The 15,369-nt window shown below is 52.7% G+C and carries 13 protein-coding genes and 2 tRNA genes; 1 reads left to right on the forward strand and 14 read right to left on the reverse strand.

All coding sequences use genetic code 11. The annotated features are described in order from the left end of the window. Positions 1-175: 175 nt before the first annotated feature. The 11 genes from nlpI to secG all read right to left on the reverse strand — a co-directional run bounded on the left by nlpI (position 176) and on the right by secG (position 10,910). Positions 176-1,060: a lipoprotein NlpI gene (nlpI, locus tag AAGQ96_RS18920; RefSeq protein ID WP_147199984.1), complete on the reverse strand. Its 885-nt coding sequence runs from the start codon at positions 1,058-1,060 to the stop codon at positions 176-178. A 124-nt stretch (positions 1,061-1,184) separates the two neighbouring features. Further along, positions 1,185-3,314: a polyribonucleotide nucleotidyltransferase gene (gene pnp / locus AAGQ96_RS18925; RefSeq protein WP_147199985.1), complete on the reverse strand. Its 2,130-nt coding sequence runs from the start codon at positions 3,312-3,314 to the stop codon at positions 1,185-1,187. Positions 3,315-3,620: 306 nt separating this feature from the next. Further along, entirely contained in the window at positions 3,621-3,890 is a 270-nt protein-coding gene (gene rpsO / locus AAGQ96_RS18930; protein WP_024966694.1) for a 30S ribosomal protein S15, read from the reverse strand. Between the two features lie 108 nt (positions 3,891-3,998). Further along, positions 3,999-4,943: a tRNA pseudouridine(55) synthase TruB gene (gene truB / locus AAGQ96_RS18935; RefSeq protein WP_342754336.1), complete on the reverse strand. Its 945-nt coding sequence runs from the start codon at positions 4,941-4,943 to the stop codon at positions 3,999-4,001. Then, on the reverse strand, positions 4,943-5,344 hold the full coding sequence (rbfA, locus tag AAGQ96_RS18940) for a 30S ribosome-binding factor RbfA (protein WP_147199987.1): 402 nt from the start codon (positions 5,342-5,344) through the stop codon (positions 4,943-4,945). Before rbfA ends, truB begins: the two co-directional genes overlap by 1 nt. A gap of 65 nt (positions 5,345-5,409) precedes the next feature. After that, positions 5,410-8,100, reverse strand: a complete 2,691-nt coding sequence (infB, locus tag AAGQ96_RS18945) for a translation initiation factor IF-2 (RefSeq protein WP_147199988.1) — start codon at positions 8,098-8,100, stop codon at positions 5,410-5,412. Positions 8,101-8,124: 24 nt separating this feature from the next. Continuing rightward, complete coding sequence (nusA, locus tag AAGQ96_RS18950) at positions 8,125-9,612, reverse strand: transcription termination factor NusA (RefSeq protein WP_147199989.1); 1,488 nt, start codon at positions 9,610-9,612, stop codon at positions 8,125-8,127. A 24-nt stretch (positions 9,613-9,636) separates the two neighbouring features. Continuing rightward, entirely contained in the window at positions 9,637-10,089 is a 453-nt protein-coding gene (gene rimP, locus AAGQ96_RS18955) for a ribosome maturation factor RimP (RefSeq protein ID WP_147199990.1), read from the reverse strand. 212 nt (positions 10,090-10,301) lie between these two features. Beyond that, positions 10,302-10,378: transfer RNA gene (locus AAGQ96_RS18960), tRNA-Met, on the reverse strand. 59 nt (positions 10,379-10,437) lie between these two features. After that, positions 10,438-10,524: transfer RNA gene (locus AAGQ96_RS18965), tRNA-Leu, on the reverse strand. A gap of 56 nt (positions 10,525-10,580) precedes the next feature. Then, on the reverse strand, positions 10,581-10,910 hold the full coding sequence (gene secG / locus AAGQ96_RS18970) for a preprotein translocase subunit SecG (RefSeq protein WP_147199991.1): 330 nt from the start codon (positions 10,908-10,910) through the stop codon (positions 10,581-10,583). A gap of 90 nt (positions 10,911-11,000) precedes the next feature. On the opposite strand from secG, the gene AAGQ96_RS18975 reads away from it, so the two are divergent. Further along, positions 11,001-11,144: a hypothetical protein gene (locus AAGQ96_RS18975; protein ID WP_342754337.1), complete on the forward strand. Its 144-nt coding sequence runs from the start codon at positions 11,001-11,003 to the stop codon at positions 11,142-11,144. A gap of 28 nt (positions 11,145-11,172) precedes the next feature. On the opposite strand, the gene glmM is transcribed toward AAGQ96_RS18975, so the two are convergent. From glmM to ftsH, 3 genes are all read right to left on the reverse strand, one after another. Beyond that, complete coding sequence (glmM, locus tag AAGQ96_RS18980; protein WP_147199992.1) at positions 11,173-12,507, reverse strand: phosphoglucosamine mutase; 1,335 nt, start codon at positions 12,505-12,507, stop codon at positions 11,173-11,175. A gap of 4 nt (positions 12,508-12,511) precedes the next feature. Further along, positions 12,512-13,345, reverse strand: a complete 834-nt coding sequence (gene folP, locus AAGQ96_RS18985; RefSeq protein WP_147199993.1) for a dihydropteroate synthase — start codon at positions 13,343-13,345, stop codon at positions 12,512-12,514. Positions 13,346-13,454: 109 nt separating this feature from the next. Further along, positions 13,455-15,362, reverse strand: a complete 1,908-nt coding sequence (gene ftsH / locus AAGQ96_RS18990) for an ATP-dependent zinc metalloprotease FtsH (protein WP_147199994.1) — start codon at positions 15,360-15,362, stop codon at positions 13,455-13,457. Positions 15,363-15,369: the final 7 nt, after the last annotated feature.

Below are 15,369 nucleotides of genomic sequence, written 5' to 3' on the forward strand. Positions count from 1 at the left end.
AGTACACGTGCCTCTTAGATTGCGGCGGCCAGTCTACATAACTCGTCGTGAAAACTTTCAGTCATTTTCATCAAAAAGTGTGAACCGGCTCAAATTAGTGGTTTCGACGAACAAAAAAGCCCTCATCCGTTAAGATGATGACCTTTCTAAAATCAGGGCAATAAAAGTTCGTCAGCTATTGCTGGTCAGATTCTGATAAATCGTCTTGTGTCTGGCCGAGTAGCGCCAGCTCCAACAATGCATATCGATGCTCAACAAAGTTGTGTACGTTGTTGGCGACCGTCAGCTTGAACAACGCTTCTGCGCTGTCCTTCTCCCCCAGACTTAGGTAGTGCTTACCTAAATAGAAGTTGGTTTCACTGAGATGTTCAGCGAGCGAGGTGTTATCTGTTGCGTCCGCCTTAAGACTCTCCATCAGCTTGCTTTCGCTGAGGTGTCCCAGGTAGAACTCGACAATATTCCATCCCCATTGATCCCTGACCGCTTTATCGTACCGCTGTTGTAGCGCTACTTTTGCCTGGTCGGCGTTCATCTCGCGTTCATCGAGATAGAGCCACAGGCTACGGAAAGGATCGTTAGGATCGTCTTGATAAAACGCCAGCAGATCATCTTGCGCTAATTTAAACCTTCCGCCGTAATACAGGGCGATACCGCGGTTTAAATGCGCGTAATTGTAAGTTGGATCAAGCTCAAGTACAGAATCAAACGCTTCATAGGCAGCATCAAAATTGCCTGCCTGCGTTAAATATATGCCTAAGTAATTGAATACTTCGGGCATATCGGGTCTGACAGATAGCGCCTGTGAAAAATCATTCCGCGCCAGTGCTCTCAAACCAAGACTATCATACAACACTCCGCGCTCATATAACAGCTGTGCGCGTTCATCATCGGTCAGGGCCCGGCTGGCAAGAATTTGTTCCATACGTGCCAGGATAACTTCCTGTTGCAACGTCGGCTGTAGCGGAACAGCCAGAACCTCGTTCTTACGCCAATCCGAGTTGCTGCATCCTGCCAGCGTTAAAGCTGTCGCAACGAAACACCAGCGCAAAAAAGGCTTCATTTCCACTCCCAAATACAAACAATGGGATGACTCTCCTTTCATCCGCCTGCCGTGCACAAGGTGTCGTCCTGCCCTCGCGATGATACAGCTCTCCCTGCATCAGCAGAGAGAGCTTGTGGTCTTCTTATTCTGCTTCTGGCGCTGGCGCTGGAGCTGCCTCAGCCGTTTCCGGCTCGGCGGCTTCTTTGATGCTCAGGCGCACACGGCCCTGGCGATCAACTTCCAGTACCTTAACCGGCACTTCCTGACCCATCTGCAGATAGTCGGTCACTTTCTCTACGCGCTTATCAGCGATTTGAGAAATGTGAACCAGACCTTCTTTACCGCCGCCGATGGCAACGAAAGCACCGAAATCAACGATACGGGTAACTTTACCGTTGTAGATACGGCCAACTTCGATTTCAGCGGTAATCTCTTCGATACGACGGATAGCGAATTTCGCTTTGTCACCGTCGGTCGCTGCGATTTTCACGGTGCCATCATCTTCGATTTCGATGGTGGTGCCGGTTTCTTCAGTCAGCGCACGAATAACAGAGCCGCCTTTACCGATCACATCTTTGATCTTGTCCGGGCTGATCTTGATGGTATGGATGCGTGGCGCAAACTGAGAGATGTCGCCGCGAGGGGTGCTGATAGCCTGTTCCATCACGCCCAGAATGTGCAGACGCGCACCCTTAGCCTGGTTCAGAGCCACCTGCATGATTTCGCGGGTGATACCTTCAATTTTGATGTCCATCTGCAACGCGGTGATACCTTCACGGCTACCGGCCACTTTAAAGTCCATATCGCCCAGGTGATCTTCATCGCCCAGGATATCAGACAGAACAACAAAGTTTTCTTCGTCTTTTACCAGACCCATCGCGATACCAGCAACGGCCGCTTTGATTGGTACGCCAGCATCCATCAGTGCCAGAGAGGCACCACAGACAGAAGCCATAGAAGAAGAACCGTTAGACTCGGTGATTTCAGAAACCACACGCACGGTGTACGGGAACGCATCGCCTTTAGGCATTACGGCCAGTACGCCACGCTTCGCCAGACGACCGTGACCAATTTCACGACGCTTAGGCGAGCCTACCATCCCGGTCTCACCGACGCAGTATGGAGGGAAGTTGTAGTGGAACAGGAAGCTGTCGGTACGTTCGCCCATCAGCTCGTCCAGGTTCTGTGCATCACGTGCCGTACCCAGCGTAGCCGTTACCAGCGCCTGAGTTTCACCACGGGTGAACAGGGCTGAACCGTGGGTACGTGGCAGTACGCCAGTGCGCACGTCCAGACCACGGATCATATCTTTTTCACGGCCATCGATACGCGGCTCGCCACGCAGGATGCGGCTACGAACCACATTTTTTTCCAGCGTATGCAGGATGTCGCTGATTTCAGCAGCGTCCAGGCTTTCGTCTTCTGCCAGCAGCGCGGCGGTTGCTTCAGATTTGATCACATCAACCTGAGCATAACGTTCCTGTTTTTCAGTGATGCGGTAAGCATCGCTCAGGCGAGATTCAGCCAGTGCGGCGATACGAGCGTGTAACGCTTCGTTGACAGCTTCTGGCTGCCAGTCCCAGCGTGGTTTACCCGCTTCGGCAACCAGCGCATTGATCTGGTCGATCACAATCTGCTGCTGCTCGTGGCCAAATACCACGGCGCCCAGCATCTGATCTTCGCTCAGCAGTTCTGCTTCTGACTCAACCATCAGCACCGCGCCCTGAGTACCCGCAACAACCAGATCCAGCTTACTTTCTTTCAGCTCGTCGGTGGTTGGGTTCAGCACGTACTGATCGTTCAGATAACCAACGCGCGCAGCGCCGATTGGACCATTGAACGGCAGGCCTGACAGGCTCAGTGCAGCAGAAGCACCAATCATCGCAACGATATCCGGGTTCACCTGTGGGTTAACGGAAACCACGGTGGCAATCACCTGGACTTCGTTAACAAAACCTTCAGGGAACAGTGGACGGACCGGACGGTCAATCAGACGCGAGATCAGCGTTTCGCCTTCGCTTGGACGGCCTTCACGACGGAAGAAGCTGCCTGGGATACGACCAGCAGCGTAAGTACGCTCCTGATAGTTAACGGTCAGTGGGAAAAAGCCCTGACCTGGTTTCGCTTTTTTCTGGCCTACAACGGTAACGAACACGGCGGTGTCGTCCATGCTTACCATTACGGCTGCCGTTGCCTGGCGAGCCATCATACCGGTTTCAAGCGTGACGGTATGCTGACCATACTGGAATTTTTTTACGATCGGATTCAGCAAAATTATATCCTTAACTTCTCGGCAGGGCACTGACCCGGCCGTGGTGGACTTTAAATCTTCATCTGCATCCTCGCGACTAATGACAACCCTTAATCCCGCCCGGGACAAAGCCTCTCATTAGCCGCGCGAATCTCTGCAACTGAAGATCACACTCAGCAACAATACAATAGTTTGACCTGGATTGCTGCGGCTGGCCTGAAAAAAGGGGCCATAAAGGCCCCTTTTTAGCGAAACTCGCACAAATCTGCCTTTTCACCATTTTACCTGCCAGCTTGCGCCTCAGGAAACGATAGCAGATTCTTTGACTTAGCGACGCAGACCCAGACGCTCGATCAGGCTGGTGTAACGTGCAACGTCTTTACGCTTCAGGTAATCCAGCAGCTTACGACGCTGGGAAACCATACGCAGCAGACCGCGACGGCTGTGGTGGTCTTTTTTGTGCTCAGAGAAGTGACCCTGCAGATGGTTAATCTGTGCGGTCAGCAGAGCAACCTGAACTTCGGTAGAACCACTGTCGTTAGCATCACGGCCGTAATCAGCAACGATCTGCGCTTTAGTTTCAACACTTAGAGACATATTACAACTCCAAATTTTAAGATAAATGTACAGGCGCCGATCTCTAATTCAGCAACCCAGTGTAAAGCCGCGCCATTCTACTCTTAAGAAGGGGGCTTTCGCAAATGGCTAGTCGGAATATTCTACAACCAATCGCCGTGGTGCCACGCGACCGTCTTCAGCAATCTCCGCCATGCCGATAAACTTGCTTTCCGGTCCTTCAGTTACGCGAACCAGACCTTCAGCAGGCGCGCCTGAAGCCTGTACGGGCATCCCCTGCTTAAAGTAGGCCGATACCGTTTCCGGCAGGTTCACGACAGGGTAAGCGGCTGCCGGACTGTCCATTGGCATCAGTAACGCATCAAGCAGTTCAGCTGGCGCGCGTTCGCTGCGATAAGCTTCTTCACTCAATGCATTGAGCTGCTCAAGGGTGACCATGCTGGCTATCGGGTACGTAGCAACCTGTAAACGGCGCAGGAAAGTAACGTGCGCGCCGCAGCCCAGCAGCTCGCCTAAATCATCCGTAATGGTACGAATGTAGGTCCCTTTCGAGCAGTGAATTTCAAGCTCAAGCTCATTGCCTTCCCAGCGAATGAACTTAAGTTCATAAACCACAATGCTGCGCGCTTCACGTGGAACGTCAATCCCTTCACGAGCGTATTCATAAAGCTTACGCCCCTGATACTTAAGTGCCGAATACATCGACGGCACCTGCTGGGTTTCGCCACGGAAACTGTCGAGTGCGACTTCAAGCTGTTCCTGCGTGAAGCTGACCGGACGCTCGCTAATAATCTGACCATCCGCATCGGACGTATCAGTGCGCTGGCCCAGACGTGCAATGACGCGATAACGCTTATCGGAATCCAGTAAATACTGCGAGAACTTGGTCGCTTCACCCAGACAGATCGGCAGCATACCGGTAGCCAGCGGGTCAAGGGCGCCGGTATGACCCGCGCGATTGGCGTTGAACAGCCTTTTTACCTTTTGCAGCGCATCGTTGGAAGAGAGGCCACCCGGCTTATCCAGCAACAGTACGCCGTGGATATCGCGTCCGCGACGACGAGGACGACTCATCAGTCCTCCTTGTCTTCTTCCGCGGGGCCACGACGTTCTTCATCGTTTTTCACCACGTTAGTGACAAGGTTAGACATCCGCATCCCTTCAACCAACGAATTGTCGTAGAAGAAGGTTAGCTCAGGCACGATGCGCAGGCGCATCGCTTTGCCCAGCAGCGAGCGGATATAGCCGGAAGCATCGCCCAGCGCACGCAGGCCAGCTTTGATAGCCGCTTCGTCTTTATCATTCAAAAAGGTGACGAACACTTTGGCATAGGCCAGATCGCGCGACAGGTCTACGCCTGACACGGTAACCATCATGCCCAGACGTGGATCTTTGATCTCACGCTGTAAAATAATTGCGATCTCTTTCTGCAATTCCTGGGAGACGCGCTGTGGGCGACCAAATTCTTTCGCCATAATTATTCTCTCCAAATAAATACGGGAGGCGCAAAGGCCTCCCGAACAGGTTGATCAGGCAACCATTAAGCGATAGTACGCTGGATCTCGATAATTTCGAATACTTCGATCATATCGCCAACGCGTACATCGTTGTAGTTCTTCACGCCGATACCACATTCCATGCCGTTACGAACTTCGTTAACGTCATCTTTGAAGCGGCGCAGGGATTCCAGCTCGCCTTCGTAGATAACCACGTTGTCACGCAGAACGCGGATTGGGTTGTGACGTTTGATATTACCTTCAGTCACCATACAGCCTGCAACTGCGCCAAACTTAGGTGATTTGAACACGTCACGAACTTCAGCCAGGCCGGTGATCTGGTGCTTGTACTCAGGCGCCAGCATACCGCTCATTGCCTGCTTCACTTCGTCAATCAGATTATAGATGACGGAGTAATAACGCAGATCCAGGCTTTCTGAATCAATCACGCGACGGGCAGAAGCATCGGCACGAACGTTGAAGCCAACCAGAATCGCGTTGGAAGCCGCAGCCAGCGTAGCGTCGGTTTCGGTGATACCCCCTACGCCAGAACCTACGATCTTCACTTTCACTTCGTCGGTAGAGAGCTTCAGCAGGGAGTCGGAGATCGCTTCGACAGAACCCTGTACGTCGGCTTTCAGCACGATGTTCAGTTCAGATACTTCGCCTTCGGTCATGTTGGCAAACATGTTTTCCAGCTTAGATTTCTGCTGACGAGCCAGCTTAACTTCACGGAATTTGCCCTGACGGTACAGCGCAACTTCACGGGCTTTCTTCTCGTCACGAACGACTGTCGCTTCATCACCGGCAGCAGGCACGCCTGACAGACCGAGGATTTCCACAGGAATAGAAGGACCCGCGGTCATCACTTCACGACCCAGTTCGTCACGCATTGCACGAACACGGCCGTATTCGAAGCCACACAGTACGATGTCGCCCTTGTTCAGGGTACCTTCACGTACCAGCACGGTAGCAACCGGACCACGACCTTTATCCAGGAAGGATTCGATAACCACACCGCTCGCCATACCCTGACGAACCGCAGTCAGTTCCAGAACTTCAGCCTGCAGCAGAATTGCATTCAGCAGGTCGTCGATACCGGTACCCGCTTTAGCGGAAACGTTAACGAACATGTTCTCGCCGCCCCACTCTTCCGGAATAATACCGTACTGGGTGAGTTCGTTTTTAACGCGGTCTGGATCGGCTTCTGGCTTATCGCACTTGTTCACAGCAACCACAACCGGCACTTTCGCCGCTTTAGCATGCTGGATAGCTTCGATAGTCTGTGGCATCACGCCATCGTCAGCCGCCACAACCAGGATAACGATATCCGTTGCCTGAGCACCACGCGCACGCATTGCGGTAAACGCGGCGTGACCAGGGGTATCCAGGAAGGTGACCATACCGTTGTCAGTTTCAACGTGGTATGCACCGATATGCTGGGTAATGCCGCCCGCTTCGCCAGAGGCGACTTTGGTGGAGCGAATGTAGTCCAGCAGGGACGTTTTACCGTGGTCAACGTGACCCATGATGGTAACAACTGGCGCACGTGATTCCATTGCTGCATCGGTATCACGGTCGCTCATTACCGCTTCTTCCAGCTCATTTTCGCGGCGCAGCGTCACTTTGTGACCCATTTCTTCCGCGACCATCTGAGCCGTTTCCTGATCGATAACCTGGTTGATGGTCGCCATAGCGCCCATCTTGATCATGGCTTTAATGACCTGGGAACCTTTCACTGCCATTTTGTTAGCCAGTTCCGCTACGGTGATGGTCTCACCGATAATCACGTCACGGTTAACAGCCTGAGCTGGCTTGTTGAAGCCCTGCTGCAGAGTGCTTGGCTTGCGCTTGCCACCTTTGCCGCCACGGAATTGCGCACGCGCTTCTTCACGGTCGGTTTTCGCTTCAGAATGCTTGTTGCCTTTCTTACGCTGAGGAGCCTTTGCAGGACGAGCAGCACGAGTGCGACGGTCGCCTTCAACCTGCGCATCGTTCTCGTCTTCAGCCGCACGGGCATGAGTGGAGGTGGTCACGTGGTAGTCAGAAGTGTCTTCAACTTCTTTCTCGGCTTCTGCCCACTCGGAACCTTTTTCTTCCGCCATTTTGCGTGCTTCTTCCGCTACGCGCTTCGCTTCTTCTTCGATCTTGCGACGCGCTTCTTCTTCGGCTTTACGCTTCAGTTCTGCGGCTTCCGCTTCGCGGCGGGCTTTATCGGACGTCTGGGTCCGGCTTACTTCGTCGGTATGTTGATTGCTCACTTTATCTTTTTCCGCTGCTTCACGTTTGGCTTTCTCAGCTGCCTCACGTTTGGCCTGCTCCTCGGCTTCACGCTTCGCTTTTGCTTGGGCTTCGCGCTGAGCTGCTTCTTCAGCCTCGCGACGAGCCAGTTCTTCCGCTTCACGCTGTGCCTGCTCTTCTGCTTCAGCCTGTTCAGCTTCAGCAGGATCGCCTTTTACATAGGTGCGCTTTTTGCGGACTTCGATTTGCACCGCTTTACTCTTACCACCGGTGCCGGGCACATTCAGGGTACTGCGCGTTTTGCGCTGTAAAGTCAGTTTACCAGAACCGCCATTTTGTTGACGATTCAGATGGGTCAGGAGCGTCTCTTTTTCCTGCTGCGTCACAGAGTCTGTTTCAGACTTGCGGATCCCTGCATCAGCAAATTGCTGTACCAGGCGTTCTACCGGGGTCTGTATCTCTGCGGCCAGCGATTTTACGGTTACATCTGTCATGCTGTTCCTTCCTGCTACAGTTTATTACGCGTCGTCGCCGAACCAGCAGATATTACGTGCAGCCATAATCAGCTCACCGGCCTTTTCATCGTTCAGGCCTTCAATATCTGACAGATCGTCAACACCCTGCTCGGCAAGATCTTCCAGCGTACAAACGCCGATCTGAGCCAGCTTGAATGCCAGTTCACGATCCAGACCTTCCAGGCTCAGCAAGTCTTCTGCCGGCTGATTGCCGCCCTGACTCTCAGCTTTTTCCAGAGCAAGGGTGGTTAACGCATTTTTCGCACGATCGCGCAGCGCTTCTACTGTCTCTTCATCCAGACCGTCAATTTCCAGCAGCTCGTTGATCGGCACGTAAGCCAGTTCTTCCAGTGAAGAGAAGCCCTCTTCAACCAGCATGGTGGCAAACTCTTCGTCAATGTCGAGATGTTTGGTAAAGACGCCGATGGCAGCGTGGGCTTCAGCCTGATGCTTCGCCTGCAGATCGTCGACCGTCATTACGTTCAGCTCCCAACCACTCAGCTGGGCAGCCAGACGCACGTTTTGGCCATTACGGCCGATCGCCTGAGCCAGATTTCCGGCTTCAACAGCGATATCCATGGTGTGATTATCTTCATCCACCACGATAGAAGCGACATCCGCTGGGGCCATGGCATTGATGACGAACTGCGCAGGATTGTCATCCCACAGCACGATATCAATACGCTCGCCACCCAGCTCGCTGGATACCGCCTGAACACGCGCACCGCGCATACCAACGCAAGCACCAACCGGGTCGATACGCTTGTCGTTAGTCTTCACTGCGATTTTAGCTCGTGAGCCTGGATCGCGCGCAGCGGCTTTAATTTCAATCACTTCTTCGCCGATTTCCGGTACTTCGATGCGGAACAGTTCGATCAGCATCTCCGGTTTGGAGCGGCTAACGAACAGCTGAGCACCGCGTGCTTCCGGACGTACTGCATACAGTACACCACGAATACGGTCGCCTGGACGGAAGTTTTCGCGCGGCAGCATGTCTTCACGAATGATAACAGCTTCCGCATTGTTGCCCAGATCCAGTGAGATGTTGTCGCGGTTTACTTTTTTAACCACGCCGGTGATGATCTCACCTTCCTGCTCACGGAACTGATCAACAACCATGGCACGTTCAGCTTCGCGCACTTTCTGCACGATAACCTGCTTCGCCGTCTGAGTCGTGATACGGTCGAAGGTGACTGACTCGATTTGGTCTTCAACGTACTCGCCCAGATTCAACGCTTCATCTTCAAAACGCGCGGCATCCAGGGTAATTTCGCGCGTAGGCATTGTTACTTCATCAACAATAACCCAGCGGCGGAACGTATCAAAATCGCCGCTGCGGCGGTCGATGCTGACGCGGACGTCGATTTCCTGCTCATATTTTTTCTTGGTAGCCGTTGCCAGAGCGCTCTCCAGCGCCTCAAAAATCTTCTCGCGTGGGAGGGATTTCTCGTTAGATACGGCCTCGACTACAGCTAAGATTTCTTTGTTCATCCTGGTATGCCTCAATCCGGACTTTTAAAAGTGGGGAACCAGGTTCGCCTTCTGGATGTTACTCAGTGCGAACACTTCATCGTTACCCTCAACGGCAACAGTAATCATCTCACCTTCTACGGATTTGATGATGCCCTGCCATTTGCGGCGGTTCTGTACGGCCATACGCAGCACCAGGCTCACTTCTTCGCCGATAAATTGCGTGTAATGCTTTGCAGTGAAGAGTGGGCGCTCAAGGCCTGGTGAGGAAACTTCTAGGTTATAGGCGACGGTAATTGGATCTTCAACATCGAATACAGCGCTGACCTGGTGGCTGACATCAGCACAATCGTCAACATTGATGCCATTTTCACTATCAATATAGATGCGCAACGTGGATGTGCGACCGCGTACAAACTCGATACCAACCAGTTCGTAGCCTAGCGCTTCTACCGGTGCTGAAATCAGCTCTGTTAATTTTTGCTCTAATGTGGACAAGCCCACCCCCAAGACATAAAAAAAGGGCTTAATAGCCCAGTATGCTGTTTCCTGATAACAAAAAACCCCGAAAAATCGGGGCTTTATGCGACTGGACCCTGTACGCCATAAAATGGCGGTTCGGCACAATCCAAAAGAATTTTTTTCAAAATTCGCTGATAATGCGCCGTTCGATGCATACAGTATATTTGAAAAAGAACTCTAAGGGAAAGTGGTTGCGGGGGCCGGATTTGAACCGACGACCTTCGGGTTATGAGCCCGACGAGCTACCAGGCTGCTCCACCCCGCGTCCGAAAACGTGGCAAATACTACGCCGATCTTGCATAAAATGCAAGCAAAACTGAGATTTGGTACCGAGGACGGGACTTGAACCCGTAAGCCCATGCGGGCACTACCACCTCAAGGTAGCGTGTCTACCAATTCCACCACCACGGCACTAAAGATTGCGACTTTTTGTTTTCTGTCGCGTCGAAACCCAACTACGTTACTGCTTACTGTGGGATATCGCTACCCGGCGTAGCCGGTTTAGCTGGCTGGCTCTGCTGCTGTGCAGGCTGAGTCAGATTTTCCCACTCGCTTCCTTTCTGAGTCTTGTTGCTGTTGAGGTTACCCAGAATCAAGCTGATGATGAAGAACAGAGTCGCCAGCACTGCAGTCATACGGGTCATAAAGTTGCCTGAACCGTTAGAACCAAACAGTGTTGCTGAAGAACCTGCACCAAACGACGCGCCCATATCAGCGCCTTTACCTTGCTGAAGCATAATCAAACCTACAAGGCCGATTGCCACAATAAGGAAAACTACTAAAAGAGCTTCGTACATAATCAACCTGTTTCCTTGCGCGTTAACCGCACATCAAAAGCTTCAAAACCAGTCAGCAGATAGCGTCACCACTACCCATCAGAAGCGGGTGTGAATACTAACCAAAGCCGCTCGCCAGCGCAAGGGCAATTTACAGCATGCCAACCAATTGCGGAAAAAAACCGCAACCCGAAGAAATTAGATGGAAAAACCACCAAAAATCACCTGGGTACAACACTTTTTCTGACGGGCTGAATAAGCTCAGCCCGTCACTATTTTGTCTTTAAACCGCCTTTACAGCATCAGCGATCCGATGAGCCAGCGCAGTGACCAGCGCCTCATCTTCACCTTCTACCATTACGCGAATTAGCGGTTCCGTCCCTGATTTACGCAACAGCACGCGTCCGCGGCCGTGCAGTTCTTTTTCCACTTGTGCCGTTACGGCTTTCACCTGTGCATTTTCCAGCGGATCGGTTTCGCCACTGAAGCGAACGTTTACCAGAATCTGTGGTAGCAGCTTCATCCCGCTACAGAGATCGTGGAGGCTCATGTGATTCCTTACCATCGCAGTAAGTACCTGCAAACCTGCTACGATACCGTCACCGGTGGTTGTCTTATCCAGCAGGATCACATGCCCGGAGTTTTCCGCGCCAAGACGCCAGCCTTTTTCCTGGAGCTTTTCCAACACATAGCGGTCGCCCACTTTTGCGCGTGCAAACGGAATACCTAACTGTTTCAGCGCCAGCTCCAGACCCATATTGCTCATCAGCGTGCCGACTACGCCGCCGCGTAACTGTCCCTGACGCAGGCCTTCACGAGCGATGATGTAGAGGATCTGGTCGCCATCTACTTTGTGGCCCAGATGATCCACCATCATGATGCGGTCACCGTCACCGTCGTATGCCAGACCGATATCTGCCTTTTCTGCCAGTACGCGAGCCTGGAGCTGACGAACGTCGGTTGCGCCGCATTCTTTGTTGATGTTCATACCATCAGGATTAACGCCAAGCGTAATCACCGTAGCGCCCAGTTCACGCAGGACATTAGGTGCGATGTGATAAGTGGCACCGTTAGCGCAGTCGACCACAATCTTCAGCCCGTTGAGGCTCAGTTCGCTGGGGAACGTCCCTTTGCAAAATTCGATGTAACGTCCGGCGGCATCCACAATGCGGCTGGCGCGTCCCAGCTCGGCGGATTCAACACAGGTAATAGGTTTCTCCATTTCCGCTTCGATGGCTTCTTCTACATCATCGGGCAGCTTTGTCCCTTCGATGGAGAAAAACTTAATGCCATTATCATCAAATGGATTGTGAGAGGCAGAAATAACGATGCCGGCCTCAGCACGGAAGGTACGGGTGAGATAAGCAATGGCTGGCGTTGGCATCGGTCCGGTAAACGCCGCAGAAAGTCCGGCAGCGGCCAAACCCGCTTCCAATGCGGACTCCAGCATGTAGCCGGAAATACGCGTATCTTTACCGATAATAATTTTTTTGGAGCCGTTGCGCGCCAAAACTTTGCCCGCCGCCCAGCCCAGCTTCAGGACGAAATCGGGAGTGATCGGGGTTTCGCCAACTTTGCCCCGGATGCCATCGGTACCAAAATACTTACGGTTGCTCATTCTACTATTCCTTTGCTGACAGGGTTGCTTCGACGACGCGCATCGCCTCTACAGTTTCTTTAACATCATGGACGCGTAAAATATGTGCGCCCTGCATTGCAGCAATCACGGCACAAGCCAGGCTTCCGGTAAGACGTTGAGACGGTCCAACATTCAGCAACTGCCCAATCATGCTTTTTCGCGACATCCCTACCAATAGTGGCAGCCCGAAATGATGAAAATCAGCCAGGTGCGCCAGCAATTGATAATTGTGGGAGAGATTCTTACCGAAACCGAACCCTGGGTCGAGCAGCAACCGATCTTTTTTAATACCGGCAGCTTCACAGCGCGCTATCTGCTCAACAAAAAAAGTATCTACGTCCTGGAGCAAATTTTTATACCCGGGTGCCTGCTGCATCGTGCGAGGTTCACCCTGCATATGCATTATACAGACCGGCAAACCGGTTGCAGCCGCCGCTTCCAGCGCGCCAGGTTCCTGAAGTGAACGAATATCGTTGATAATATGCGCACCGGCCTTTGCCGCTTCACGGATCACTTCCGGCTTGGAAGTATCCACAGAAATCCACACCTCGAAACGCTGTGCAATCGCCTCGACAACGGGGATCACCCGGTCCAGCTCTTCTTCAACGCTCACTTCATCGGCGCCTGGCCGGGTCGATTCCCCACCAATGTCGATAATGGTCGCACCCGCGTTAATCATTTCATTCGCATGGGTTAGCGCCTGCACCAGACTGTTATGCCTGCCGCCATCTGAAAAAGAATCCGGCGTCATATTCAATATCCCCATCACATGAGGATGTGATAAATCGAGCACGGAATCTCTGGCGTAAAGTTTCATGATGGCGCTTCTCCCTGGAAGTGTGCGGATCGGTCTGGCCGATGTACTCATAAAAAAAACCCCGGTCATCGCCGGGGTTTGCTTGTGACTCAGGACTACTGTCCCGTCATTACATGGTGTTGCCAGGATTTGGCGTACGCGGTTCATCAACCGGACGTGGCGCCTTTGGCGTACCGTTGTCAGAACTGTTGCTGGCCGGATCTTCCCAACCTGCTGGCGGACGCACTTCACGGCGAGCCATCAGGTCATCGATCTGAGGAGCATCAATGGTTTCATACTTCATCAGCGCGTCTTTCATCGCGTGAAGGATGTCCATGTTCTCATTCAGAATACGGCGTGCGCGTTGGTAGTTACCTTCAACCAGAGATTTTACTTCCTGGTCAATGATGCGCGCGGTCTCATCGGACATATGCTTCGCTTTCGCTACTGAACGGCCAAGGAACACTTCGCCCTCTTCTTCCGCATAGAGCAGCGGGCCAAGCTTCTCAGAAAAGCCCCATTGCGTAACCATGTTACGAGCAATAGAAGTAGCAACTTTGATGTCGTTAGACGCACCAGTCGAAACGCGTTCCACACCGTAGATGATTTCTTCTGCCAGACGGCCACCGTAAAGCGTTGAGATCTGACTTTCCAGCTTCTGACGGCTGGCGCTGATTGCATCGCCTTCCGGCAGGAAGAAGGTCACGCCTAATGCGCGGCCGCGTGGAATAATCGTCACTTTATGCACCGGATCGTGTTCAGGTACCAGACGACCAATAATCGCGTGGCCAGCTTCGTGATACGCGGTAGATTCTTTCTGCGCTTCCGTCATCACCATGGAGCGACGTTCCGCACCCATCATGATTTTGTCTTTCGCTTTTTCGAATTCAACCATAGAAACGACACGGCGATTACCACGTGCGGCAAACAGCGCTGCTTCATTCACAAGGTTAGCCAGATCGGCACCTGAGAAGCCCGGCGTACCACGTGCGATAACTAACGCATCGATATCGGTAGCCAGCGGCACACGGCGCATATGGACTTTCAGAATCTGCTCGCGGCCACGTACGTCCGGCAGACCGACCACAACCTGACGGTCAAAGCGGCCCGGACGAAGCAGTGCCGGGTCTAGCACGTCAGGACGGTTAGTAGCGGCAATGACGATGATACCTTCGTTGCCTTCAAAACCGTCCATCTCAACCAGCATCTGGTTCAGCGTTTGTTCACGTTCATCGTGACCACCGCCGAGACCCGCGCCACGCTGGCGACCGACCGCATCAATTTCATCGATGAAGATAATGCAAGGTGCCGCTTTCTTTGCCTGTTCGAACATGTCACGAACACGGGAAGCACCCACACCAACAAACATTTCAACGAAGTCAGAACCGGAGATGGTAAAGAAAGGCACTTTGGCTTCGCCAGCGATAGCTTTCGCCAGCAGCGTTTTACCGGTACCCGGAGGACCGACCATCAGTACGCCTTTCGGAATTTTACCGCCGAGTTTCTGGAAGCGGCTTGGTTCGCGCAGGTATTCCACCAGCTCGCCGACTTCTTCTTTCGCTTCGTCACAGCCTGCGACGTCAGCAAAAGTCGTTTTAATCTGATCTTCTGTCAGCATGCGGGCTTTGCTTTTGCCGAAGGACATCGCGCCCTTGCCGCCGCCGCCCTGCATCTGGCGCATAAAGAAGATCCAGACGCCAATCAGCAACAGCATTGGGAACCATGAGATGAAGATTGAGGCCAACAGGCTCGGTTCTTCAGGCGGTTCGCCAACCACTTTTACATTTTTAGTCAACAGGTTATCGAGCAACTTAGGATCGTTGACGGGGATGTAGGTTGTGTATTTGTTACTGTCTTTTTTGACAACGTTGATTTCACGCCCGTTAATACGTGCCTCGCGGACCTGATCCTGGTTCACTTCCGACAGGAAGGTTGAGTAATCAACCCTACGGCCATTTGACTCGCTGGGCCCAAAGCTCTGGAAGACAGACATCAGCACGACTGCGATGACTAGCCAGAGAATCAGGTTTTTCGCCATGTCACTC

This window comes from Pantoea sp. MBD-2R, assembly GCF_039134845.1.
In the GTDB taxonomy this organism is placed as follows: domain Bacteria; phylum Pseudomonadota; class Gammaproteobacteria; order Enterobacterales; family Enterobacteriaceae; genus Erwinia.

Coding starts and splice junctions, on each gene's coding strand:
- nlpI (WP_147199984.1), bottom strand. CDS start 1,060: ATGAAGCCTTTTTTGCGCTGGTGTTTCGTTGCGACAGCTTTAACGCTG.
- rpsO (WP_024966694.1), bottom strand. CDS start 3,890: ATGTCTCTAAGTGTTGAAACTAAAGCGCAGATCGTTGCTGATTACGGC.
- truB (WP_342754336.1), bottom strand. CDS start 4,943: ATGAGTCGTCCTCGTCGTCGCGGACGCGATATCCACGGCGTACTGTTG.
- rbfA (WP_147199987.1), bottom strand. CDS start 5,344: ATGGCGAAAGAATTTGGTCGCCCACAGCGCGTCTCCCAGGAATTGCAG.
- infB (WP_147199988.1), bottom strand. CDS start 8,100: ATGACAGATGTAACCGTAAAATCGCTGGCCGCAGAGATACAGACCCCG.
- nusA (WP_147199989.1), bottom strand. CDS start 9,612: ATGAACAAAGAAATCTTAGCTGTAGTCGAGGCCGTATCTAACGAGAAA.
- secG (WP_147199991.1), bottom strand. CDS start 10,910: ATGTACGAAGCTCTTTTAGTAGTTTTCCTTATTGTGGCAATCGGCCTT.
- glmM (WP_147199992.1), bottom strand. CDS start 12,507: ATGAGCAACCGTAAGTATTTTGGTACCGATGGCATCCGGGGCAAAGTT.
- folP (WP_147199993.1), bottom strand. CDS start 13,345: ATGAAACTTTACGCCAGAGATTCCGTGCTCGATTTATCACATCCTCAT.
- ftsH (WP_147199994.1), bottom strand. CDS start 15,362: ATGGCGAAAAACCTGATTCTCTGGCTAGTCATCGCAGTCGTGCTGATG.